Genomic DNA, 24,132 nt, shown 5'->3' on the forward strand with positions numbered 1-24,132 from the left:
ATGACTAATCCGGGGCGAAATCAGGTTATGCTGCGTTCAACCCGACTCACTGCCCAAAAGGACACCCTTGCCATGGACCGTTTTCAGGCTATGCAGGTGTTTGTGCGCGTCGTGGACGCCAACAGCTTCACGCGGGCGGCCGACAGCCTCTCGCTACCGCGCACCACCGTCACCACCATCATCCAGAATCTCGAACGCCTGCTGGGCGTGCGCCTGCTCAATCGCACCACGCGCCGCATCGGCCTGACGCCGGACGGCGCGGGCTATTACCAGCATTGCGTGCGCATCCTGGCCGACGTCGAGGAAACCGAGGCCTGCTTCCAGGAAGCCGCCTTGCGCCTCAAGGGGCGGCTGCGCATCGACGTGCCGACCTGCATCGGGCGCCTGATCCTGATCCCCTCATTGTGTGATTTCCACGACAAATACCCGGATGTCGAGCTGGTGCTCGGCCTGGGCGACCGTCCGGTGGATATGGTGCAAGAGGCCGTGGACTGCGTGATCCGCGCCGGCGACCTGGAAGATTCCAGCCTGGTCGCCCGCCGCATCGGCACCCTGCAGACCGTGACCTGCGCGTCGCCCACCTATGTGGCGCGCCACGGCATGCCCCAGACGATCGAATCCCTGCGCGACCACCACGCGGTGCATTATTTCTCCAGCCGCACGGGGCGCAATTGCGCCTGGGACTTCAAGGTGGACGGCAAGCACCAGGAAGTGGACATGAAGGGCACGGTGGCCGTGAACGAAGCCGGCGCCTACCTGGATTGCGGCCTGAAGGGCTTTGGCCTGATCCAGACCGCCCGCTATATGGCGCTGCCCTACATGCAATCGGGCGAACTCATCGAAATCCTGCCGCAATGGAAGCCCAGCTCCACGGCGATTTCCGTGCTGTACCCGCAGAGCCGCCAGTTGTCGCCCAAGGTGCGCGCCTTTACCGACTGGGTGGCGGAGCTGTTCGCCAGCTGCCCGCTGCTCAGCGGCCGCGACGAGACCGATCCGGCCGCCGCCTCCTGCGGCGTCTACCAGCGCAACCAGGGGCTGACCACCGCGGCCCAGCCCAAGGTCCCGATGATCCCGGCGCTTGCCGACATGCCGCCGCGCCGCCGCACCGCGCGCGAAGAGGCGGCCGAGTACGCCCTGTAAGGCGCAGGCAGCGGGCGCGCATGGCGGACTGGAACGTCCGCCATGCGTACTAAGCACGGGAAACCCCGTAGTAAATACAGCCCTTACGTCCCTCGTATTGCGTGAAACGTCTGTATAGTCCGACAGTCAAAGCCTACAACGCCCTTACTGTCGATCCGCTCTATGCAGCCTGTTCTACCCGCTTACCTGATCGCCCGTTGGCTGTTGCTGCTCGTGTTGTTGGCGGGGGTTTACTTTCTTAGCGGATTCCTCGTTCCGGCCCTGGCGGCGCTGATCATCGGGCTGGCGAGCTGGCCCGTGTACCAGCGCCTGGTCGTGCGCTGCGGCGGCCGCACGGCGGTTGCCGCCTCGCTGGCCTTGCTGGTGGTCATCGTGGTGCTGATCGTGCCGATGACGCTGGCGCTGTCCTACGCCATCAAGGAGGCCAGCGCCTTCTTCGCCTGGGCCATCGCGGCCAACCGGCACGGCGTGTCGGTGCCCGCCTGGATCACGTCCATGCCCGTCGTGGGCGAACGCCTGGGCCAGTACTGGGAATCCTATATCGGCCAGCCCCACGCGCTGGGCGCGCTGGTCGAGGCCGTCAGCGGCGAACATCTGGGCAATATCTACCGCATGGTGCTGGCGGCCACGGGCAACGTGTTCCAGCTGCTCCTGACCGTGCTGTTCATGCTGATCACGCTGTTCTTCGTCTACAAGGACGGCGTGCGCATGGTGGCCCAGCTGGACGTGCTGGGCGAACGCATCCTGCCGGCGCGCTGGCAGCGCTTTTCCCGCGTGGTGCCGGCCACCATCAATTCCACCGTCACGGGCATGGGCCTGATCGCCCTGGGCGAAGGCCTGGTGCTGGGCATCGCCTATTGGGTGGCCGGAGTGCCGTCGCCGGTGCTGCTGGGCGTGGTCACCGGCTTCATGGCGCTGATCCCGGGCGGCGCGCCGCTCTCGTTCACGCTGGTGTCGCTGTACCTGGTGGGTTCGGGCCATGTGGTGGCGGGCATCGCGCTGATGGTCTGGGGCAGCGTGGAACTCTTCATCGTCGACAAGACCCTGCGCCCGCGCCTGGTGGGCGGCCCCGTGAAACTGCCATTCCTGCCGACCTTCTTCGGGCTGGTGGGAGGCGTGAAGACCATGGGCATCGTCGGGCTGTTCGTGGGCCCGGTGCTGATGGCGCTGCTGGTGGCGGTATGGCGCGAATGGGTGCACCATGAAGTCCAGGAGCGCGACGCCGAACGCCTGAACCACCGCGCATCCTCCGCCGCGGATTAGGCGCAGGCAGTTTTGGTAATCTAGCCGTCCCCACGTGTACCGGCGCCCGATCCGGTGCGCGCCTGCCCGCATGCAGACGCGTCGCATACGCCGCGGGGTGTGAGGATTGAGATGTCCGGGTTACTGCCTGATGATCAGATAGCCATCCTGCGCGAGCAGGGGTTCGTGGTGGCGCGCCAGTTCGCAAGCCCCGAGCAGGTGGCCGCCTTGCGCGCGCTGGCCGAGCGCCATTTGCGCGAACATGTGGCGCCCATCGAATACGAAGCCGACCTGCGTTATCCGGGCGCGCCCGAGTCGCGCAGCGCCGAAGGCGGGCTGACCGTGCGCCGCCTGCTGGGCGCCCACGGCCGCGACCCCTTGTTCGCCCGGTGGGCCACCGACCCGCGCATCGGGCAATGGCTGGCCCGTTATTTCGGCGACACGCCCGTGTTGTCCACCGTGCACCACAATTGCGTGATGACCAAGCACCCCGCCTATGGCAGCCTGACGGGCTGGCACCAGGACATCCGCTATTGGTCCTTCTCCGACACGGACCTGGTGTCCTGTTGGCTGGCCCTGGGCCCGGAAACGCGCGCCAACGGCGGCCTGTCGTTCATCCCGGGCTCGCACGCGGCCGCCTTCGCGCCCGAGCAGTTCGACGACAAGAAGTTCTTCCGCGACGACGCGCCGCAAAACGCCGAATGGATCGCGCGCGCGGTCTGCCCTGACCTGGAGGCCGGCGACGTGGTGTTCTTCCATTGCCGCACGCTGCACGCCGCTCAGGGCAACAGCAGCGACCGCGTGAAGCTGTCGGTGGTCCACACCTACCACCCGCAATCCTGCCACCCGCTGCCGGGCACGCGCTCCGCCTCGCAGCCCGGTGTGCCGCTGGCGGCCGCTTAGACCTGGCCGTTATGAAAGTAATTGAAATCTGCTATTAGTGATTGAATTACAATTAAATCTAGCGCAATACGCGACGACAGGCCGGCAATAACCCGCGTCGCGTTGATTCTTGCGCCGCCTCCCTAGAACTCAAATAGGCTGCCCCTGTGCGCAAATCACCCACCGCCGACACGGAAAAACCGCAAGCGCCGACCGAGACCCGGTCTTCGCTGTTCGTAGGCTCCACCGAAAAAGCCTTCCAGGTCCTGCATGCGTTCGACGGTTCCAAGCGCCACATGACCTTGGCCGACATCGCCCGCGCCTCGGGGCTGGACCGCAGCGCGACGCAGCGCCTGGTCTACACCCTGGAAACGCTGGGCTATCTGCGCCGCATCCCCGACACGCGCAACTACGGGCTGACGCCCAAGGTGCTGCAGTTTTCGTACAACTACGTGCGCGCCAACGAGCTGATCGACAAGGCCTCGCCGTATCTGCTGGACATCAGCCGCACGCTGGGCGAGACCACCAACCTGCAGGAGCTGGACGGCCACGAGATCGTGTTCGTGGCGCGCTTTCCCGGTCATCACCTGGTCAACGTGGATATCGCCGTCGGCAGCCGCCTGCCCGCGTACTTCACGGCCTCCGGCACCGCGATCCTGTCGCGCCTGTCGGATGAGCAGCGCCGCGAGATCCTGGCGCAGACCCGGCTGGAAGCGATCACGCCGTACACGGAGGTGAATCCGGACAAGCTGCTGGACCGCGTGCAGCGGGTAGCCGAGAAGGGCTACGCGATCATCGTGAACGAAACGGTGCTGGGGGATATTTCGGTGGCTGCGCCGGTGATCGATCATCGGGGGTTGGCGGTGGCGGCGATCAATATTGCTGTGCCGACGACGAGGTGGACAGTGGCGAGAGTCGAGGCTGAACTGGCGCCGCATGTGCAGGTGGCGGCGACTTCGATTTCGAAGTCCAAGTTTTCGGCTTATTCGAGGTAGAGAGGGTGTATTACGTACGTGGTTAAATTGACTATGTACGTGATTGATGGGCGTGGGCTGGGCTTCGTCGGTGCTTGCTGTTGAGTCTTTGCAGGTGCTTGTTTCAGATCTTCGTAGGTCGCCCGTCGTCGCGGGCGGGGGGGCTGCGAGCGCCCGCCATAGCGGTCCGGAGCCTTCGCTCCGGACGTCCCCTTCGTCATCTTCGTCACCGCCTTCGGCGGTTCCTTCAGATTCCCTCGGGCGCATGGAGGTTGCTCGCAGCCCCCCCGCCCGCGCCGCCGGGCTACGTGTGTCTGGGTTTGATGCGCTGCTAGAGCCGTGGTCGGGGTAGGGAATCTGCGGGGTCGCCGAAATGCAGCCGCGCGGGCGGCTGCATTCGGCATATGGGCGTTGGGTCGTTGAGACGGTGTGCGCTTGCGCGAATGCGCAGGGCGGATTGCTAATGGCTCCGCAGTCAGGGGGGGAGGGGCGGTGATGGGCGGCGCGCGGCGGCGAACGGTGTGCGAATCCAGACCTGTACGCGCGCGCCGCCCATCGGGCAGTGGAGTTGAAATGGCGATTAATGGCGGGCGAAAAAGTCCGGGCCTGGCATTACTGGCGTGATCGTCGGTCATCGCCAATTTTGGATATTTGGCCGTAAATGGCACGCAGCGGCACGGCGGAATTATGTGTCAGTAGCGCGCAGCGGCATCATGGATCGCAAGACACCGCGTAAGCCCCAATAGGCCGCCCGGGCGGCCGTGTTGGGGCGGGCCGGCAAGCGAAATCTTCCGCATCCGCGCAGCGGCATCCCCAATCGCAAGACACCGCCAAAGCCCCCGAGGCCGCCCGCGCGGCCGACCAGGGGCGAGCGACGCAAGGTCTTTCATGGCCCAAACTAAAGCAGCAAAGCACACCAACACCATTACCCACACGCGAAGCGTCACCGTCACGACGCAAGACACCGCGTAAGCCCCCAAAGGCCGCCTGCGCGGCCGGCCGGGGGCGGGCCCCGCAAGATATTCCACCACCACCCCATCCTTTGCGAGAACCTCAAGAACTCCGTCCGCCCCAGCGCCCGTGAAGTTTCAACCACCAAAGCCCGGCGTGGCGGGGGCCTGGGGTGAGCGGGGCGTCGATAAGCCCGAGGGAATCCGAAGGAGTCGCCGCAGGCGAGGACGAGGATGACAAGGGGGCAGTCCGGAGCGAAGGCTCCGGACCGCAATCGCAGCCCCGCTCACCCCAGGCCCCCGCCACGCCGGGCGTCTAAAGAACCACAACTCCCCCAAACCCGAATCAACCAAAAGAAAAGGACCACCAATCCGGCAGTCCCATTCCCAGTCAAAAAAACCAAACCCTCAAGCAACCCCTTCAAATTCCCGCAGCAAAGGAATCAACTCCGCCCGCAGCGCCGCCTGCAATCCATCCGCCGGCGCCACCAAAGGATCCAGAACTTCCGGCGCATCAACCCCGATCAAATCCATCACCGACTTCATCGGCCCCGGATTCGTCTCCGCGAACGCCAGGTTCATCAGCGGAATCAAGCGGCGATGCAGCTCCATCGACTCCCGCGTGCGTCCCTCCGAAGCCAGTTCATAAACCTTCCGCCAGGCCGAAGGCAACAAGCTGGCCGTCACCACGATTCCGCCCCGCGCGCCAGCCGCCAGATGCACCGGCAGCAACGTGTCTTCCCCGCTGAACACCGCAAACGACTCATCCACCCCCGCCACGGTCCGCAGGAAATGGTACATGTCGGTATTGCAGGCCTTCATGCCGATGATGTTCTCGTGGCGCGACAGCTCATGCAGCACCTCCGGCGCGATCGCGATGCGGGTGCGGTACGGGATCTCGTAGATCATCACCGGCAGCGGCGATGCGTCCGCATAGCGCAGGAAATACTCCCGGATGCCCGCCTGCGTGGGCGTCGTGTAATAGGGCGTCAGCACCATCAGCGCATCGGCGCCCGCGTCGGCGAATTCCTGGCCAGCCTGCAGGGCGTCGTGAAAGCCCGGGTCCAGCACGCCAGGGATCACCGGCACGCGGCCTTCCACCGCTTCCACCGTCAGCTTGCACATCCGGATGCGTTCGGCCCGGGCCAGCGCGCCGTATTCGCCGGTGCCGCCCAGCGGCACAATGCCGTCGATGCCCTGCTTGAGCAGATAGGAAATCAGCGCCTTCGCGGCCGGCACGTTGATGGTGTCGTCGGCGTTGACGGGGGTCGGGATGGCGGGAAAGACACCGCGCAGATGGGTTGCGTTCAGCATGTTGCGAATCCTAGAGGGTGAAACAATCGCGCATCAGTTGGCCAGGCTGCGGCGGCGCAGCCGGTCAGCCAGCCAGATCAGCGCGGCAATGAAGATGAAAAGGCAGGTGGAGACAGCGGCGATCACCGGAGAGATCTGCAGCGTCACCTCGTCCCAGAACTGCTTGGGCAGCGTGGCATTCAGGCCGCCCGACGCGAACAGCGCGATCGTCAGCTCATCGAACGAAGTGGCGAACGCGAACAGAAACGACGACATCAGCCCCGCGCTCAGGATCGGGAAGGTCACGAAGCGCAGCGTGGACCACGGGCCCGCGCCCAGGCTCTGCGCGGCCAGGTCCAGGCGCGTGTCGTAGTTGCGCAGCACCGCCATCATGGTGATCACCACATAGGGCACCGCCACCACCGTGTGCGCAAGGATCAGGCCGATGGTGGAACCCACCAGGCCCACGCGGGCGAAGAAATAGAACATGCCCACCGCGATGATCATGCGCGGCACCACGATGGGCGACAGCACGAAGGCCAGCATGGCCGACTTGCCCCGCATGTTGGCGCGCACCAGCAGGAAGGCCGCGGGCGTGCCGATCAGCATCGCCAGGAAACCCGTGCCCACGCCGACAATGAGCGAACGCGTGATCGCTTGCATCCACACGGGCGAGGTGAACATCTGTTCATACCATTGCAGCGAGAAGCCCTTGGGCGGCCAGGTGAGCCCCGATCCGGAATCGAACGACAGCGGAATCATCAGGAAGGCGGGCGCGGACAGGAAGGCCAGCACCAGCAGCACGATCCACCACAAGGTGCGTGACTGGCCCGTGCCCGACACCGAGCGGCGCAGGCGCTTCGGGAGCAGCGCGAACAGCGCGTCGGAAACGTTGGCCAGCACGGTCAGCACCGCGTCGCCCGCGCGCCGGGTCAGGCTCTCCTTGCCCGAAGCGCGCACCCGGGTCGATGCGCCGCCCGTCATGGTCGACAGGCCCAGCACCTTGTCGTAGATGGCGAACACCACCAGCACCACCACCAGCAGCAGCACCGACACCGCGCCGGCGAACTCCCAGTTCAGGGTCTGCTGGACCTGGTCGATGATGATCTGCGTGATCATCGTTTCCTTGCGTCCGCCCAGCAGCGCGGGCGTGATGAAGAAGCCGATGGCGGTCACGAACACCATGATGGCCGCGGCGGCGACGCCGGGCATGGACAGCGGAAAGTAGATCTTCCAGAACGCGGTGCCGGGCCGGGCGCCCAGGGTGGACGCCGCGCGCGGCAGGTTGCGGTCGATGTTCTCCATGACCGACAGCATCGTCAGCACCGCCAGCGGCATCAGCGCATGCACCATGCCCACCAGCACGCTGCCGAAGTTGTAGAGCAGGTTGGCCGGCGCGTCCAGGATGCCCAGGGCCTGCAGCAGCTGGTTCACCACGCCGTTCCTGCCCAGCAGCACCACCCAGGCGAACGTGCGCACCAGGAAGCTGGTCCAGAACGACAGCAGCACCCAGAACAGCAGCGAGGTCTTGCGCTTGGCCGACAGGCTGGAGATCAGGTAGGCCACGGGATAGCCCGCGACCACCGAGAAGAACGTGGTCCACAGCGAAATCTTCAGCGTGATGAGCAGCACATTCACGTAGACCGAAGATTCGAACAGCTTCTGGTACTGCGACAGGCTGAAGCCTTTTTCGCCAAAGACGCTCAGCAGCAGCAGCTGGCCCACCGGGTAGATCAGCAGCACCACCAGCAGCAGGACCAGCGGGGCGGCCATCAGGAAATGGCGGCGGCCCTGGCTCATGCGCTTACGGGGAGTAGCAAGGGTTGTCATGCGATCACTCCGCAATGGCCACCGCGTCCGCGGCCTGCCAGCTCACGGACAGCGGCTGGCCGATGGCGTATTGCTCGGCCTGGCGCTGCGTGGGATAGGCCACCACGATCGGCGCGGCGTCGGCGATGCCCGTGTCCAGGTAGAGCTTGGTCAGGCTGCCCGTCACCATCACGTCCAGCAGCTTGCCTGTCAGCGGCGGGTTGCCGCCGGCGTCGCCGGCGCTGGCGCTCACGCGCAGGTTCTGCGGGCGCAGCATCACGGTGACCTTCTGGCCGGCCTTGATGGGGGCGCCGTTGGACAGCGCCTGGCCGGTCACGCCCTGGTGGGCCAGCTGGACCGACAGGGTCTCGCCGTCGACCGACGTCACCACGCCCTGCAGCAGATTGGATTCACCCAGGAAGTCGGCGACGAACAGGGTGCGCGGCCGGAAGTACAGGTCCGCCGGCGAGCCCAGCTGTTCGATCGCGCCGCCGTTCATCAGGCAAATGCGGTCGGACATCGTCATGGCCTCTTCCTGGTCATGCGTCACGTAGACGATGGTGGTGCCGAGCTCGCGGTGGATGCGCTTGATCTCAAGCTGCATCTGGTCGCGCAGCTTCTTGTCCAGCGCACCCAGCGGTTCGTCCATCAGGATGATCGCGGGGCGGTAGACCATGCAGCGGGCCAGCGCGATGCGCTGCTGCTGGCCGCCGGAAAGCTCTCGCGGCAGGCGCGCCGCCACGTGCGGCAGGCGCACCATCTCCAGCGCCTCGAGCGCGCGGCGGCGCGCCTCGGCCGCGGGCACCTTGCGCATCTTCAGCGGAAACGCGATGTTCTCCTCGATGCTCATGTGCGGGAACAGCGCGTAGTTCTGGAACACCATGCCGATATCGCGCTCGTACGGCGCGCCGTAGGTCACGTCGGCGCCGTCGATCAGCACGCGGCCTTCGTCGGGCTGGGCCAGGCCGGCGATCAGGCTCAGCAGGGTGGTCTTGCCGGAACCCGAAGGACCCAGCAGGGTCAGGAATTCGCCGCGGGCGACGTCCAGGTGCGTGGGCGCCAGGGCGACGAAGTCGCCATAGCGTTTGCCCAGGCCCGAGATTTGCAGATTGGAAGAAGACATGATGCTCAACACAAGAAAAAATGCCCGGCGCGACGCCGCGTGCAGCGGCGCGCGATCAATAGACTTACTTCAGGACCCAGCCGTTGAAGCGCTCGATCACGTCGCGCTGCTTGTCCAGCCAGTAGGCCGCGTTGATGTGCAGGCCCGTCTTGATGTTGTCGGGATGGGTCGGGCAATTGCGGGCCACGTCGGCCTTGATGTAATCGAAGGCGGCCGGCTGCGTCACCCCGGCGGCGAAGTACTCGACCAGCGCGGCCTGGCGCTTGGGATCGGACGCGAACTTGATGAACTCGCGGCAGGCGTCGGCGTTCGGCGTCCCTTTCAGGATGGACCAGTTGTCGCAGCCCCAGATGTTCTGGTCCCACACGATCTGCACCGGAGCGCCGTTGGCGATGGCCGATTGCGCGCGCGACACCCAGGTGGCGATCATGTCGACTTCGCCCGACCCCAGCATCTGTTCGACCTGTGCGCCGGTGTTCCACCACACGTCCACGGACGGCTTGACCTTGTCCAGGCTGGCCAGCGCGCGGTCGATGTCGCAGGGATAGACCTTGTCGGTCGCCACGCCGTCGGCCATCAGTGCTTCTTCGATGGTGTCGAACGGATGCTTGCGCAGACCGCGGCGCCCGGGGATTTCCTTCACGTTCCAGAAGTCGGCCCACGAGGCCGGTGCGCGGCGGCCCTTGAAGGCGTCCGTGCGGTAGGCCAGCACCGTGGTGTAGACGTTGTTGCCCACGCCGTAGGGCGACATGTACTGCTTGGGGATGGTGGCCACGACGGGGTCGGATTCCAGGCCGTGCTTTTCCAGGTAGACCTTGCCGCCTTCGGTCAGCATCAGGATGGCGGGCTGGCTGATCTTGGCCATGTCCCAGGTGTAGTTGCCGGTGTCCACCATGCTGCGGATCTGCGCGGTGGGCTCGGCATTGGCCTGCACGCCGACCACCTGGATGCCGGTGGCTTCCGTGAAGGGCTTGTAGAACACTGCGCCATAGGCCTTGCTGTAGATGCCGCCGTCGTCGCGCACGACGATGCGCTTGGACGCCGCGCGCGACGGCGTCCAGATCATGGGCATGGCGAGCGCGGCTGCGCCGGCCGCGACGGTTTTGAGCGCGTTGCGGCGCGAGGCGTTGTGGGAGGTCGATTTCATGGAAGACTCCTGCGGGTCGGGTCAGGGACTACGGATCAAGAACGACGGCTCAAGGCAGCAAGCGGCCGGGATTGAAGAGATTGGCGGGATCGAAGGTGTGCTTGAGCGCATGCATCATCGCCAGCTCGACCGGCGACTTGTAGTGCGCCATTTCGGCAAGCGAAGTGCGGCCCACTCCGTGTTCGGCGCTGAACGTGCCGCCCAGCGCGTCGGCCACGTCGTTGACGGCGCGGCGGATGGCGGCGGCCATGGCGTCGCGGTCGGGCAGCGCATTCCAGGCCTCGAACGTGAAGAAGGGAATGAAGTGGACGTTGCCGTCGCCCAGGTGGGCGACGATCAGCACGGGCAGGTCCGGCACCAGGCGGCGCACGGCCACCGTGGCCTCGTCGATGAAGCGCGGCACGCTGGATACGGGCACGGCGCTGTCGGTGGTCAGGCCGACGCCGGCCTTCTTGTTGCCTTCCGACACGCTGTGGCGCACTTCCCAGAGCGCGGCGCGCTGGGTGTCGTTGCTGGCCACCACGGCGTCATGCAGCAGGCCTTGTTCGGATGCCTGCTCCAGGATCTGCTGCAGCAGGTCCTGGAGTTCGGTTGCGCCGCCGGTGTCGGACAGTTCCACCAGCACATGCCAGGGATGCTCGCCCGCCAGCGGATTCTTGCGGCCGGGTACGTGCGCCATTACCACGTCCAGCTGATTGCTGTCGATCATCTCGAAGGCCGACAGGCGCGAACCGCAGGCGCGCTGGAACAGGCCCAGGATATCCAGCGCCGCCTGTGGGGAGTCCGGCGCCAGCCATGCCACGGCGTGCGCGGTGGGCAGCGGATGCAGCTTCAGCACGGCGGCGGTGACGATGCCCATGGTGCCCTCGGCGCCGATGAACAGATGCTTCAGGTCGAAGCCCGTATTGTTCTTGTGCAGGGCGGTCAGGCCGTTCCAGATGCGGCCGTCGGGCAGCACGACTTCCAGGCCCAGGATGTTGTCGCGCGTGTTGCCATAGCGCAGCACGCCCGTGCCGCCGGCGTTGGTGGCGATGGTGCCGCCGATCTGGCAGGAGCCTTCGGCGCCCAGGCTGATCGGGTACAGGCGGCCGCTGGCGGCGGCGGCTTCCTGCACCGCGGCCAGCACGCAGCCGGCCTCGACCAGCATGGAGTTGTTGGCGGCATCGACGCTACGGATCTTGCGCATGCGGGACAGGTTCACGATGACGGGCGGCTTGCCCGCCGCGGCCGGCACCGCGCCGCCGCACAGGCTGGTGTTGCCGCCCTGGGGCAGCACGGGCGTGGCGTGCTCGTTGCACAGGCGCACGATGTCGGACACCTGCTGCGTGTTGCCGGGCAGCGCGACGCACAGCGCCGGGCCCTTGTACCGGCCGCGCCAGTCTTCGGTGTAGCCGGCCGTGTCGGCCTCGGAATGAAGGATGGCGTCCTGGCCCAGGGCCTGGGTCAACGCGTCTAGCAGGGTGATGCCGTTGGTCATGTCTGTGGTCCCGAATGGGGCTTGGGGATCGACGGAACCCCGAGCGCATTGAGGCACAGCATACGATTACTTAAATCGCTTTTCGATTTCAATAATCGTATATCAATTGATTCTAGGGTATGTCCTAGGGGTGAAACAGTCCGATCCGGCCGCTGCGACGCCTAATGGCTGTCCCTGATTGCGGTCTTTGAAATGATCGAAATACAATTATATTGTGCGACATGCAATTCTAATTTCACCGTGCAAATCAAGGAAGGGAAATGCTTCCCAGCGTGATGGATTACCGGCGGCAGGCGCAAAGACGGCTGCCCCGGCTGGCATACGATTATCTCGAGGGCGGAGCCGAAGACGGCATCACGCTGGCGCGCAACACGGCGGCCTATGCCGGCCTGGAGTTCCGTCCCGACGTGCTGGTGGACGTCACGGATTGCCGGCTGGAGGTGCCGGTGCTGGGCGCCACGGCCGCCATGCCCGCCATCGTGGGGCCCACCGGACTGAACGGCCTGTTCTGGCCCGAGGCCGATGTGCATCTGGCGCGCGCCGCGCACCAGGCGGGCCTGCCGTTCGTGCTGTCCACGGCGTCCACCTCCCTGCTGGAGCACGTGCGGGCCGCCACCTCCGGGGAACTCTGGCTGCAGTTGTATGTGCAGCGGGACCGCCGCATCGCCGAGCACCTGATGGACCGCGCCTGGCAGAACGGCTACACGGTGCTGTTCCTGACCGTGGATGTGCCGGTCCACGGCAACCGCGACCACGACAAGCGCAACGGCTTCAAGCTGCCGCTGCGGCCGTCGCCCCGCCTGCTGCTGGATCTGGCCGCGCACCCGGGCTGGTGCTGGCGCATGCTGCGCCACGGCGGGCCGCAGCTCAAGAACCTGGCAGTCAGCTCCAACGCGCGCGAGAACATCACCGAACAGGCGTCCGCCCTGAGCCGCCAGATGGATCTGGCGCTGACCTGGGACGATGTGGCCTGGCTGCGCCGCGTCTGGCGCGGGCGCATCGTCATCAAGGGCATCCAGGGCCTGGCCGACGCGCGGCGCGCGCAGGCGCACGGCGTGGACGGCATCGTCCTGTCCAACCACGGCGGCCGGCAACTGGAAAGTGCGCCGTGTCCGCTGGACGTGCTGCCGGAAGTCGCGGCCGAACTGGGCCATGCGCTGGAGGTCCTGGTGGACGGCGGTGTGCGCCGGGGCAGCGACATCGCCAAGGCCGTGGCGCTGGGCGCGCGCGCCGTGCTGCTGGGCCGCGCGCCCTTGTACGGGCTGGCGGGCAGGGGCCCCAAGGGCGCGAGCGAGGTGCTGGCCATTCTGCGCGGCGAACTGGAAAATACCCTCAGGCTGTTGGGCCGCAACCGCATCGGCGCGCTGGACGCGGCGGCGGTGCGCAAGCGCTGAGCCGTCCTGCAATCCTTACTCTGGAACTGAAAGCATCATGCGTGAAAAGATCGTCTTCATCGGTGGCGGCAACATGGCCTCCGCCATCATCGACGGCTTGCTCGGCCAGGGCCGGGCATTGACCGATTTCCTGGTGATCGAGCCCTATGCGCCCACGCGCGAGGCGCTGATCGCGCGCGGCCTGCCGTGCCGCGAAAGCGTAGGCGCAGACATCGCGGATGCCGCGCTGTGCGTGCTGGCGACCAAGCCGCAGGTGCTGCGCGAGGCCTGCGGACAGGTCCACCGGCATCTGCCGGCCCAAGCCACGGTGGTCAGCATTGCGGCGGGCGTCGAACTGGCCTCGCTGTCCGATTGGCTGGGCGGCCATGCGCGCATCGTGCGCGCCATGCCGAACACGCCGGCCAAGGTGGGCCTGGGCATGACCGGCCTGTACGCCACGCCGGCTTGCGGGCCGGCCGAGCGCGATCAGGTGGACGCACTCTTTGCCGCCGTGGGCGAGCGCATCTGGACCGCAAGCGAGGCCATGATCGACGCCGTCACCGCTGTGACGGGCAGCGGCCCGGGCTACGTCTTCCACTTCATGGCTGCCCTGGAAAAGGGCGCCGTCGAACTGGGCTTTGCGCCCGCCGATGCGCGCCGCCTGGCGGTCTCGGCGTTTCGCGGCGCGGCCGGCCTGGCCGCAAGCGAAGACGTGCCGTTGACCGAACTGCAGGACCGCGTCACCTCCAAGGGCGGCACCACCTATGCCGCCCTGTCGCACATGCAGGAAGCGGGCGTGGCCGCGGCCATCACGCAGGCCGTGCACAAGGCCGAACAGCGCGCGCGAGAATTGTCCGCGGGCTAGTCCGGAAGCCCGGGCGGCCGGCGGCGGCCCAGCCACCACAGCAGGACCGCCGCCGCCAGGATCGCCGCCACGTTGAACTGCATGGCCGACGCGAACGCGCGCGCATGGCGCTCGGCCGCGCCCGCTTGCGCATAGGCATCCAGCGTGCCGCCAAACAGCATGCCGGCGGCCGACACGCCCAGCGCGGCGCCGATCTGCTGCAAGGTGGAGACCACGCCCGCCGCCATGCCGGCCTGGCGGTCCTCGACCAGTCCCAATGCCAGGTTCACCAGCGGCGTGTTGACCGCGCCTTGCGCCGCGCCCAGCCACACCAGCGCCGGCACCAGGGTCCACGGCGCCAGGCTGGCGCCGGCGGCGCCCACCTGCAGCATCAGCGCCACCGTCGCCCCGCCATACAGCAGGGCGGCCAGCGCGATCGCCTGCGTTCCGTACCGGGCCACCAGCCGTGGCGCGGCCATCGAGCCGGCCACGAACCCCACGCTGGCCGGCGCGAAGATCAGGCCGGCCGTCAGTGCGTCCAGCCCGAAGCCGGTCTGCACCAGCAAGGCATAGCAAAGAAACATGGCGCTGGCGGTGGAAAACACCAGCATCACCAGCAGGCAACCCGCCGCAAAGCGCGGCTGCGCCAGCAAGGTCATGTCCACCAATGGCGCGCCGCCGCGCGTGGCGATGTGGCGCTGCAGGCGCACGAACGCCGCCAGCGCGATCACCGAGGCCGCGGCGCAAGCCAGCGTCCAGGCGGGCCAGTGGCGCGCGGGGCCTTCGATCAGCGCCAGCAGCAGCAAGGCCAGCCCCGCGCCCACGAGCGCGGCGCCAGGCCAGTCCATGGCTGCGCCCGAGGGCTCGCGCGATTCCGGCATGTAGCGGGCCAACCGCCAGGCCAGCAGCCCCAAGGGCAGGTTGATCAGGAAAATGGCGCGCCACGCCAGTCCGAACAGGTCCGCATGCACGATCCATCCGCCCAGCACCTGCCCGGCGATGGCCGCCAGCCCCAGCGTCATGCCGAGCAGGCCGAACGCGCGCCGCCGCGCGTGCCCTTCGTAGCTGACGCGGATCAGCGCATACACCTGCGGGAACAGCATCGCCGCGGCCACGCCTTGCAGGACGCGGGCGCCGATCAGCGTGTTGGCCGTGGGCGCCAGTCCGCACAGCGCCGAGGCCAGCGCGAAGCCCGCCATGCCCAGCATGAACAGCCGCCGCCTGCCGTGGCGGTCGCCCAGCCGGCTGCCCGCGATCAGCAGCACGCCATACGCCAGCTCGTACGCGGCGATGATGAAGTTGATCTGCGCGAAGCTGGCCGCCAGCGTGGCCTGCATGCTGGGTATGGCCACGTTCACGACGAACAGGTCGAAGATGGTGATGAAGCCGCCGGACAGCAGCACGGCCAGGCCGAGGCGGCCCATGGCCGGCTTGCCCGGGAGGGCGCCGGGCGCCGGATTGCGGGGGGAGGGCAGTGCGGAGGTCGTCATGAACGCGCCATCGAAGTCAGGATTGGCGCTATTCTGGGCAGGCTCTTAGCCTTATACAATTTAGCTGCTTATGCTATTACTGACTGCAATAGCCTCATGACTGGAACCGCTACTTCACAGCGCCTGGACCGCACCCGCGCCGACCTCTCCGAATTCCTGCGCCTGCGCCGTGAACGGCTCAGCCCCGCCGACCTCGGGCTGCCGGCGGGCGGCCGCCGCCGCACTCCCGGGCTGCGCCGCGAGGAAGTGGCGGCCCTGGCCGGCGTGGGGCTGGCCTGGTACACCTGGTTTGAACAGGGCCGCAATATCAGCGTGTCGGCCACCTTCCTGGAAAACCTGGCGCGCGTGCTGCGGCTGGACGCCGCCGAACGCCGCCACTTGTACCTGCTGGCGCACCAGCGTCCGCCCGCCGAGCCCGGCCGCACATGGTGCACGGTGCCGGCCCAGGTGCGCCGCCTGATGGATGACCTGCCCGCGCGGCCCGCCTACATCCTGAACCTGCGCTGGGACGTGGTGGTGTGGAACGCCGCCGCGGATCAGGTGTTCAATTTTTCGGCGCAGGCGCCGGGCCGCCGCAACCTGCTGTGGATGCTGTTTGTGGATCCGGCGACGCGGCAACTGTTCGTGGACTGGGCGGCGCAAGCGCCCGCCATGCTGTCCACGTTCCGGCGCGACTTCGCCAGCGCCGCGGGCGTGTCCGACATCGCGGAACTGGTCGACGAACTGGAAAGCGTGTCGCCGGACTTCAAGGCCTGGTGGCGCGAGCACGACGTGCATGGCGCATGCATGGGTCTGCGCAGCCTGCACGTGGAATCGCTGGGCGACATCGCGTTCGAGCACTCCACCTTGAGCGTCGACGAAAGCCGGCACCTGCGGCTGGTGGTCTACGCGCCCGCGCCCGGCGAGCCCAGGGCCGCGGACTTCGCGCACTGGGTGCAGGCCGGCCCGACTGCGCCGCGTGGCCCCAGAGAATAGGCGCACCGTGGGTCTACGGAGGGGCCACGGGTGGCTCCTATAGTCGGTTCTCCTGTCGCTGCCTGCCTTGCGGACGCCGCCAGCGCGGCCCGCTTCCCCGCCTATGTCCACCGCCACGCTTTCCCGTCGAAACGCCTTGTTGCTGCTTGCCGTGGTGGTGCTGGCCTGGGGCTTCACCTGGGTCGTCAGCAAGCTGCTGCTGTTGCATATGACACCGCTGTGGGCGGTGGCCGCGCGCAGCATGGCGGGCACCGCCGCGCTGCTGGCGCTGGGCCTGGCCCTGCGCCGCGTGGCGTGGCCGGTGAAGGCCGACGTCCCCGTGATACTCAGCGTCGGGCTGTTGCACATGGGCGCGTTCGCCGCGCTGGTCAGCCTGGGGCTGCAGTACGTGCCGGCGGGCCGCTCGGTGGTGCTGGCCTACACCACGCCGCTGTGGGTGATACCGGCCGCCTGGCTGTTCCTGGGTGAACCCATCGGGCGCGGCCGCCAGGCCGGACTGGCCCTGGGCCTTGCCGGCCTGATCCTCATCTTCAACCCGCTGGCGTTCGACTGGAGCAACCGGGACGCGCTGCTGGGCAACGGCCTGGTGCTGCTGGCCGCGCTGTGCTGGGCGGCCAACATCGTCTATGTGCGCGCGCACCGCTGGGCGACGCCGCCTTTTGAACTCGCGTTGTGGCAAGCCTTGCTGGCGACCGGGGTGTTGGCGGCGGTGGCGTTGCTGGCGGAAGGGGCGCCCGTGGTGGACTGGAGCGCGGAGCTGGGGTGGCTGCTGGGCTATGGCGGGGTGTTCGGCATCGCCATCGCGTACTGGGCCGCCGTGAACGTGAACCGGTCCTTGCCGGCGGGCGTCACCTCGATCGGCTTGTTGGGCGTCCCTGTATTCGGCCTCTTGTGCTCGGCCGTGATTTTGCACGAGCCGCTCAGCGCCTCGCTGCTGGCGGGCATGGCGCTGATCGTGACCGGTATCGCCGCGGGGGTGCTCGAACGGCGCGCTTGACTATCCGACAGCTGCAGGTATATCGTACGAGCTATATCGTAAGATACATCTTAAGAGCTAACCATGCGCCATCCCCATTTTCTGACCGCGTTCCGCCATGCTTTCGAGGCGCGCCATGCCCATGGGCATCACGGCCACCCTCAACACGGCCATTCGCGTCACGACCACCACGCCCACGGGCACCATGACCATCACGGCCATCATCACCGCCACGCCAGCGCGGGCGGTGACTGGTTCTCGGGCTCGCCCGATGGCCGCGGCGACGCCGACGGCTTTGGCGGCGACGGCCGCGGTTTCACGCGCAGCCGCAAGGTGACGGGCGAGGACCTGCAACTCATGCTGCTGGGCCTGCTGGAACAGAATCCCAGCCACGGCTATGAACTCATCAAGGCGCTGGGCGCCCTGAGCAACGGCTTCTACACCCCCAGCCCGGGCATGGTCTATCCCGCGCTGACCTACCTGGAAGAACTGGGCTACGCCACGGTTGAGCAAGAGGGCGCCAAGAAGCGCTACCACCTGGCGGAGCCGGGCAAGGCGCACCTGGACGCCAACCGCGACCGCCTGTCGATGATGTTCAACAAGCTCAAGCACGTGGCGCGCAAGATGGACTGGATGCGCCAGGCCTGGAGCGGCCAGCCGCGAAGCACCGGCCCCGAGGGCGAGGATTCCCGCACGGGCTGGCTGCCCGAGTTCGTGGAAGCCCGCCAGGCGCTCAAGCGCGCGCTGCTGGAACGCACCGATGCCTCCCCCGCCGAACAACGACGCATCGCCGCCATCCTGGCGCGTGCGACCGACGAGATCGCCGGCAAGACCGGCGCCTGATCCCGTCCCATCCATTGGAGTTTTGATGACTCGTAGCGACCTGAACGTAGAACGCGTGCGCCACACCCTGAAAATGCGCACGCTGACCGTGGCCAGCGTGGAGCGCATTGCCGGCATGCTGGCGCGCGTCACCTTCACCGGAGCGGACCTGCAGGACTTCGTGTCCGCGTCCTTCGATGACCACGTGAAGCTCTTTTTCCCCGCCGATCCGTCGCAGCCGCTGGTGCTGCCCAGCGCCGGTCCCGATGGCATCAAGTTCCCGGAAGGCGCGCCCAAGCCCGCCGCGCGTGACTACACGCCGCGCCGCTTCGATGCCGCCCGCCAGGAACTGGACATTGACTTCGTGCTGCATGGCGACGGCCCCGCGTCCACCTGGGCCGAACAGGCCGAACCCGGCCAGCAGCTGGGCATCGGTGGCCCGCGAGGTTCCTTCGTGGTGCCCAAGGCGTTCGACTGGCATGTGCTGATCGGCGACGAAACCGCGCTGCCCGCCATCGCGCGCCGCCTGGAAGAGCTGCCCGCCACGGCGCAGGCGCTGGTCCTGATCGAAGTGCCCGCCGCGTCCAACGAGATCCCGCTGGCCACCAGCGCCCAGGCCTCGATCCGCTGGCTGCACCGCAATGGCACGGCGCCGGGCTACAGCACCTTGCTGCTGGAAGCGGCGCGCGAACTTGCGCTGCCGCAGGGCGAGGGCTATGTGTGGGTGGCGGCGGAATCCGCCGTGGCCAAGGCCGTGCGCGAAATCATGGTGGCGCAGCACGGCATCGACAAGAGCCGCATCCGCGCCGCCAGCTACTGGAAGCGCGGCGCGGTGGCCGTGCACGAGTCGCACGAAGACTGAGCGCCGGGCGCGTCAGGCTTTGCGCGGATCGCGGGCCAGCCGCAACAGGTTCGCGGCGCGCCCGCCGGGCGTTTGCTCGCGCACCGCCAGCCCCAGCACCGCGCGTGGCCAGTCCAGCGCAAAGGGGCGGTAGACCACGCCATCGGGACGCAGGTGGCGCAGGGACGCCGGCACGATCGCCACGCCCATCCCGGCCGCCACCAGGTTCACCGCCGACGACAGCTGCGGCGCCTGCTGCCCGATCAGCGGATTCAAGCCGTGCTGGCGGCATGCGGCCATGATGTCCGCGCTGAGCCCGTAGCCCGACTTGCGCGAATACAGGATGAAGCGTTCGCGCGACAGGTCCGCCGGCGCCAGTCGCTTGCGGCGCGCCAGCGCGTGGCCCAGCGGCAGCGCCACCACCAGCGGCTCTTCGGCCAGCTGCGTGAACGTCAGCCCGCCATCCAGCGCGAAGGGCGGCCGCACGAACGCGGCGTCTATCGCGCCATCGCGCAGTTGCGCCACCAGCGTTTCGCTATCGCCTTGCGACAGCGTCATCTCCACGTCCGGGTAGCGTTGCCGATACTGGCGGATCAGCTCGGTCACCACGCCGTTGAAGGATGCGGATTCGGTGAAGCCCAGCGTCAGCTCGCCGACTTCCCCGCGCGCCGCGCGTTGCGCCGTGCGCACCGCGGCATCGGCGCGCTGCAGGATGTCCTGCGCGCACGCCAGGAACGCGCGGCCCGCATCGTTCAACAACACGCCGCGGCCGGTCCGGTCGAACAGCGGCGTGCCCACTTCCTGTTCCAGCTGGCGGATCTGCTGGCTGAGCGGCGGCTGCGCCATGCCCAGCAGCTCGGCCGCGCGCGTGAAGTGCTGGGCCTCGGCGGTGACGACGAAATAGCGCAGGTGGCGCAGTTCCATATTGATATCTGAAAAGTACTGGTTATGAATTTTCCATATATTGGACATTCTAGTCCTTCGGGCCGATGATGCATTCATCCGCCCATCGCCCTGAAGGAACCCGTATGACCACCTTATTGAAACCCGGCGCCCTGCTGCGCCAGCGCCTGGCCCAGGACATCGTCGTGGCGCCCGGCGCGTACGACGGCCTGTCGGCCAGGCTGGTCGAGGCGGCGGGCTTTTCCGCCGTGTACGCCAGCGGCGGCGCCATTGCGCGCGCCGCGGGCTACCCCGACATCGGCCTGCTCAGCTTCACCGAAGTCATGGACCGAGTGGAAAAGATTGTCGACGCCAGCGGCCTGCCCGTCGTGGCGGACGCGGACACGGGATTTGGCGGATCGGCCAATGTCGAGCGCACGGTTCGCATCATGGAGCGCGCGGGCGTCGCCGCCTTCCACATCGAGGACCAGTCCTTTCCCAAGCGCTGCGGCCACCTGGACGACAAGAGCCTGGTGGATGCCGAAGAGATGTGCCGCAAGGTCCACATCGCCCGGCAAACCCTGAGCGATGCCGACACGCTGGTCATCGCGCGCACCGACGCCATCGCGGTGGAGGGATTCGACGCGGCCATCGCGCGCGCCGAGCGCTACCTGCAGGCGGGCGCGGACATGATCTTCGTCGAAGCGCCCGAGACGCTGGCGCAGATCCGCGCCATCGCCGAGCGCTTGCCGGGACTGAAGCTCATCAACATGTTCTACGGCGGCAAGACGCCCCTGGTGCCGCTGCCGGACCTGGCCGCCATGGGCTACCGGCTGGCGATCATTCCGTCGGACCTGCAGCGCGCGGCCATCCACGCGATGCAGGCCACGCTTGCGGCCATCAGGCTGACGGGCGACAGCAGCGCGCTGGCCGGGCAGCTGACCAGCTTCAAGGAGCGCGAAGAGATCGTGCAGACCCGCCGCTATCTGGCGCTGGATACTCAGTAGGCATAGGCTCCCGCGGCGCCCTGGCAGCGCTGCGGCATGCGCCGCGGCCATACGCGCTGGCCGGCGGCGCCGTACAGCGTGCGGATGCCGCACTCCATTTCCACGTGCGCGATCGTCTTGCCCGCGGGGTCGATAATCCGCGAATCGTCCGCCGTGGAGACGACGGCGCGCTGGTTCACAAAGGGCGACACGACCTTGTATTCGGCCGGGATGGCGAATCTGCCCTGGCTGTCCACATAACCATAGCCACGCTCTTCGGCGGCGGGCGCCAGACCGTCGCTCATTGCCCCCAGCGCGTCGAATGCGGGGCCCACGAGCGCGCCGCGGGCGTCGACCGCGCGCGCCCCGCCGTCCGATACCTGCGATACGGCGCGTCCTTCCGAATACGCTGACGCAAAGCCCTGGACCGTGAGCTGAGTCTTGCCGGCCAGGTCGGTGTAGTCCGTCATGGTGTTGCCGTGCGTCGAGTAGTGCCTGAGCAGCGTGGCGGAGCCGCGCGGCCAGCTCCACTCGCCGGCCGGCAGCGTGGCGAGGACCTTGCCGTTCGCGTCGATCACGCGCGCGCCCGCAGCGTCCGTCGACAGCGCCCGCGAAGGCGCGCCGTGGAAGGTGGAGCCGACCGCGGCGGCGGGCTCGATCTGCCAGCTGCCCTGGCTGTTGAGATAGCCATGGCGGTCGGCGCGGCGGATCTCCATCCAGTCGCCCAGGCGGACGTAGTCCGCATCCTTCATGTCCAGTGCGTCGGTCCCGTCGGGCGAGATGATCCAGCGGTTCTTGTCGCTGCCGGCCGTAATCGAGCCATCCCCAAAGGCGCCGACCTGCAGTCCGCGCACGAACCCGGTCAGCGCCTGGCCCCGCGCATTGAACACCGCCGCGGGGCGGTTGTAGTCTTCGTCCTGCTTGCCGGCCTGCAAGACCTTCCACAGCTTGTCGTTCACGCGCTCGACGTCATGGTGGCTGGCCGGCACAATCCACCTGCCTTGCAGGTCGATGACGCCCACGCGGTCGGCGCCCAGCGAGGCGACTGCCAGACCGTCCTGGAACGGGCCGATGCTGCGGAACGCGGGCGCGGCCAGTTCCTTGCCGGCCACGAAGTCATACAGGCCCCAGGGGGCGCCGTCGACCGCCGTCTTCAGGAAACGGACCACGCCAGGCGCCACGGCTTGCGTGTCGAAGGCGTCCGGCAGCTTGTAGGTCTTGCCGTCGCGGTCGATCATCCGGCTCACGCCGTCGGCGTAGACCTGCGCGTATCCGTGGCGGAATGCGCCGATGTGCTGCTGCACGGGCAGGTCCATGGGCCGGCCGCGGGCATCCAGCAGCCGCATGCCATCGGCGGTTTCGGCGGCGTAGCGCAGCTGCTCCGCGCCTAGCTCGTCCGGGCCGGCGTCGTCGTGGTCATCAAGCGGGATGAGCTCGGTCCAGGAGGGGTCGGTCACGATGCTGCCGTCTGCCAGCAGTATGCCCGCGCCCGATTCCGCTTCGCCGCAGTGGCAATGGCCTTGCCCCAGCAGGCCCAGCGGGCCGCCGGGCACGTCTGCCGCCAGCGCCTTCAGTTCCAGGTTTTGGGCGGCCTCGACGGCCTCGGGCTTGAGCAGCGCCCGGCCCTCCTGGTCCAGTACGTTCAGCAGCTTGCGCTCTGAATTGAAGACCCACAGCTTGTCCTGGCGCGTTTCGATGCGGCCGGCCTGGGCCAGCCAGGCCGGCGCCGTCCCGCCATGCAGCCACGCGCCCGTTGGCGTCAACAGGCCCGCGGGCAGGCGCTGGTCGTCAACGAACAGCACATAGCCCTCCATGTCCTGGTCGGCGGACAGCGCCGGGCCCAGCGTGAGCGGCGCGGAGCGTCCCGGCACCAGGGCTACGATGTTGTCGCCAGAGGGGTAGACGATGGTGTTGGCGTAGCGCTGCGAGGCCCGCCCTTCATCCGGAGTGAGCGTGGCCACGAGCGTGCCCGCCGCGTCCAGCACCGCATAGCCGGCGCGCCGCGGCAGCTCCGCGCTCCAGAATGCCTTGCCCACGAGGTTCACGCTCTCGTAGTGCTGGTCCTCGCCGATCAGCTTGCCCTCGGGGCTCACCAGCACGGCGCCTTCGCGGCCATAACCCACGGCAATCGCGCTGTCTTCCCGGAGCGACAGGTCCTCCAGCGTCGGTTCGAGGATCCACTTCCAGTCCCGGTCGACCACGCCATACTTGCCCTCGGCGTTCGTGGCGATGTAGAGGCCCTGGCCAAACGGCTTGGAGAGGACGACGCCGGTTCCGCCGTACCGACGTTCGCCGGTAGCGGAGCGGTACTCTTCCCTGTATTGGACCGTGGCTCGCGCGGGCACGCCCTCGGACAGGCGCAGGTCGCGCACGTTGTCCTCAAGAGGCGCGCCCACGGGATTGCCCTGGCGGTCGATCAATAGCGGGCGGCCTTCCAGCGTGGCCACCGTCAGCCCGATCTCGACGAAGTCCTGCACCGAGTCGTAGCGCGGCCGCACCGCCATCCTGCCTTTCTTGTCGATGAATCCCCACTTGCCCTGCCACAGCACGGCGGCCAGGCCATGGCGAAAGTCGCCCACTGCCTCGAAGATGGGCTGGATCGCCACGCGGCCGTTCTGATCCAGAAAGCCCCAGGCATGGCGGCGCAGCGACCCGTTGCGGGGCACGCGGTCGATATCCTCCAGGGCCGACGGAAGCAGCACCGCGGCGCGCTCGTCGGACAGGTCGCGGATGCAGCTGTTGCCAAAGGGATTGCGGCCCGCGATATCGTCGGCGGCGGGATAGGCGCGATACTCCGCCTCTTCCAGGCAATACACATGGCCGCTTTGCGCCTGCACCGACAGGGACGCGGCCAGCGCGGCAAGGGCGCAGGCGTTGCGGGTGGTTCGGATCATGCGTGACGTCAT

General features: G+C 67.6%; 19 protein-coding genes. 11 read left to right on the forward strand and 8 right to left on the reverse strand.

Going from position 1 to position 24,132, the window contains the following annotated elements; genetic code table 11:
* Window positions 1-72: 72 nt before the first annotated feature.
* The 4 genes from HLG70_RS24205 to HLG70_RS24220 all read left to right on the forward strand — a co-directional run bounded on the left by HLG70_RS24205 (window position 73) and on the right by HLG70_RS24220 (window position 4,259).
* Complete coding sequence (locus HLG70_RS24205; protein ID WP_171667092.1) at window positions 73-1,140, forward strand: LysR family transcriptional regulator; 1,068 nt, start codon at window positions 73-75, stop codon at window positions 1,138-1,140.
* Between the two features lie 162 nt (window positions 1,141-1,302).
* Window positions 1,303-2,403 (forward strand): AI-2E family transporter, encoded by a 1,101-nt coding sequence (locus tag HLG70_RS24210; RefSeq protein ID WP_171667093.1) that lies wholly within the window; start codon window positions 1,303-1,305, stop codon window positions 2,401-2,403.
* A 111-nt stretch (window positions 2,404-2,514) separates the two neighbouring features.
* Window positions 2,515-3,285: a phytanoyl-CoA dioxygenase family protein gene (locus HLG70_RS24215; RefSeq protein WP_171667094.1), complete on the forward strand. Its 771-nt coding sequence runs from the start codon at window positions 2,515-2,517 to the stop codon at window positions 3,283-3,285.
* 146 nt (window positions 3,286-3,431) lie between these two features.
* Window positions 3,432-4,259 (forward strand): IclR family transcriptional regulator, encoded by an 828-nt coding sequence (locus HLG70_RS24220; protein ID WP_171667095.1) that lies wholly within the window; start codon window positions 3,432-3,434, stop codon window positions 4,257-4,259.
* A 1,337-nt stretch (window positions 4,260-5,596) separates the two neighbouring features.
* Here HLG70_RS24220 and dapA read toward each other — a convergent pair.
* The 5 genes from dapA to HLG70_RS24245 form a co-directional block, all read right to left on the reverse strand.
* Window positions 5,597-6,502 carry a 4-hydroxy-tetrahydrodipicolinate synthase gene (gene dapA / locus HLG70_RS24225; protein WP_171663043.1) on the reverse strand — a complete coding sequence of 302 codons (906 nt, stop codon included), beginning with the start codon at window positions 6,500-6,502 and terminating at the stop codon, window positions 5,597-5,599.
* Between the two features lie 33 nt (window positions 6,503-6,535).
* The gene (locus HLG70_RS24230; RefSeq protein WP_171663042.1) at window positions 6,536-8,311 is read right to left on the reverse strand and encodes an ABC transporter permease subunit; all 1,776 of its coding nucleotides are present in this window, start codon (window positions 8,309-8,311) and stop codon (window positions 6,536-6,538) included.
* 4 nt (window positions 8,312-8,315) lie between these two features.
* Window positions 8,316-9,413 carry an ABC transporter ATP-binding protein gene (locus HLG70_RS24235; RefSeq protein ID WP_171663041.1) on the reverse strand — a complete coding sequence of 366 codons (1,098 nt, stop codon included), beginning with the start codon at window positions 9,411-9,413 and terminating at the stop codon, window positions 8,316-8,318.
* A 64-nt stretch (window positions 9,414-9,477) separates the two neighbouring features.
* Window positions 9,478-10,560 carry an ABC transporter substrate-binding protein gene (locus tag HLG70_RS24240; RefSeq protein WP_171663040.1) on the reverse strand — a complete coding sequence of 361 codons (1,083 nt, stop codon included), beginning with the start codon at window positions 10,558-10,560 and terminating at the stop codon, window positions 9,478-9,480.
* A gap of 49 nt (window positions 10,561-10,609) precedes the next feature.
* On the reverse strand, window positions 10,610-12,037 hold the full coding sequence (locus HLG70_RS24245) for an FAD-binding oxidoreductase (protein WP_171663039.1): 1,428 nt from the start codon (window positions 12,035-12,037) through the stop codon (window positions 10,610-10,612).
* 260 nt (window positions 12,038-12,297) lie between these two features.
* Here HLG70_RS24245 and HLG70_RS24250 point away from each other — a divergent pair, with 260 nt between their 5' ends.
* Window positions 12,298-13,431 carry an alpha-hydroxy acid oxidase gene (locus HLG70_RS24250; protein WP_171663038.1) on the forward strand — a complete coding sequence of 378 codons (1,134 nt, stop codon included), beginning with the start codon at window positions 12,298-12,300 and terminating at the stop codon, window positions 13,429-13,431.
* A gap of 37 nt (window positions 13,432-13,468) precedes the next feature.
* Window positions 13,469-14,275, forward strand: coding sequence for a pyrroline-5-carboxylate reductase (proC, locus tag HLG70_RS24255; RefSeq protein ID WP_171663037.1), 807 nt, complete (start codon window positions 13,469-13,471; stop codon window positions 14,273-14,275).
* On the opposite strand, the gene HLG70_RS24260 is transcribed toward proC, so the two are convergent.
* Window positions 14,272-15,744, reverse strand: coding sequence for an MFS transporter (locus HLG70_RS24260; protein WP_213697132.1), 1,473 nt, complete (start codon window positions 15,742-15,744; stop codon window positions 14,272-14,274). The genes proC and HLG70_RS24260 overlap by 4 nt on opposite strands.
* 96 nt (window positions 15,745-15,840) lie before the next feature.
* On the opposite strand from HLG70_RS24260, the gene HLG70_RS24265 reads away from it, so the two are divergent.
* The 4 genes from HLG70_RS24265 (at window position 15,841) to HLG70_RS24280 (ending at window position 19,379) form a co-directional block, all read left to right on the forward strand.
* On the forward strand, window positions 15,841-16,719 hold the full coding sequence (locus HLG70_RS24265; protein ID WP_171663036.1) for a helix-turn-helix transcriptional regulator: 879 nt from the start codon (window positions 15,841-15,843) through the stop codon (window positions 16,717-16,719).
* Window positions 16,720-16,855: 136 nt separating this feature from the next.
* On the forward strand, window positions 16,856-17,716 hold the full coding sequence (locus HLG70_RS24270) for a DMT family transporter (RefSeq protein ID WP_326491117.1): 861 nt from the start codon (window positions 16,856-16,858) through the stop codon (window positions 17,714-17,716).
* 63 nt (window positions 17,717-17,779) lie between these two features.
* Window positions 17,780-18,538 carry a PadR family transcriptional regulator gene (locus HLG70_RS29590; protein ID WP_234103183.1) on the forward strand — a complete coding sequence of 253 codons (759 nt, stop codon included), beginning with the start codon at window positions 17,780-17,782 and terminating at the stop codon, window positions 18,536-18,538.
* 25 nt (window positions 18,539-18,563) lie between these two features.
* On the forward strand, window positions 18,564-19,379 hold the full coding sequence (locus HLG70_RS24280) for a siderophore-interacting protein (RefSeq protein WP_171663034.1): 816 nt from the start codon (window positions 18,564-18,566) through the stop codon (window positions 19,377-19,379).
* Window positions 19,380-19,391: 12 nt separating this feature from the next.
* Here the strand turns inward: HLG70_RS24280 and HLG70_RS24285 are convergent, their stop codons facing one another.
* Window positions 19,392-20,282 (reverse strand): LysR family transcriptional regulator, encoded by an 891-nt coding sequence (locus HLG70_RS24285; RefSeq protein ID WP_171663033.1) that lies wholly within the window; start codon window positions 20,280-20,282, stop codon window positions 19,392-19,394.
* Between the two features lie 104 nt (window positions 20,283-20,386).
* On the opposite strand from HLG70_RS24285, the gene HLG70_RS24290 reads away from it, so the two are divergent.
* On the forward strand, window positions 20,387-21,247 hold the full coding sequence (locus HLG70_RS24290) for an isocitrate lyase/PEP mutase family protein (protein WP_171663032.1): 861 nt from the start codon (window positions 20,387-20,389) through the stop codon (window positions 21,245-21,247).
* On the opposite strand, the gene HLG70_RS24295 is transcribed toward HLG70_RS24290, so the two are convergent.
* Window positions 21,241-24,132, reverse strand: a complete 2,892-nt coding sequence (locus tag HLG70_RS24295) for a WG repeat-containing protein (protein WP_171663031.1) — start codon at window positions 24,130-24,132, stop codon at window positions 21,241-21,243. The two genes, HLG70_RS24290 and HLG70_RS24295, sit on opposite strands and share 7 nt — an antisense overlap.

It is taken from the genome of Achromobacter deleyi (assembly GCF_013116765.2).
Classification (GTDB): domain Bacteria; phylum Pseudomonadota; class Gammaproteobacteria; order Burkholderiales; family Burkholderiaceae_B; genus Achromobacter; species Achromobacter deleyi_A.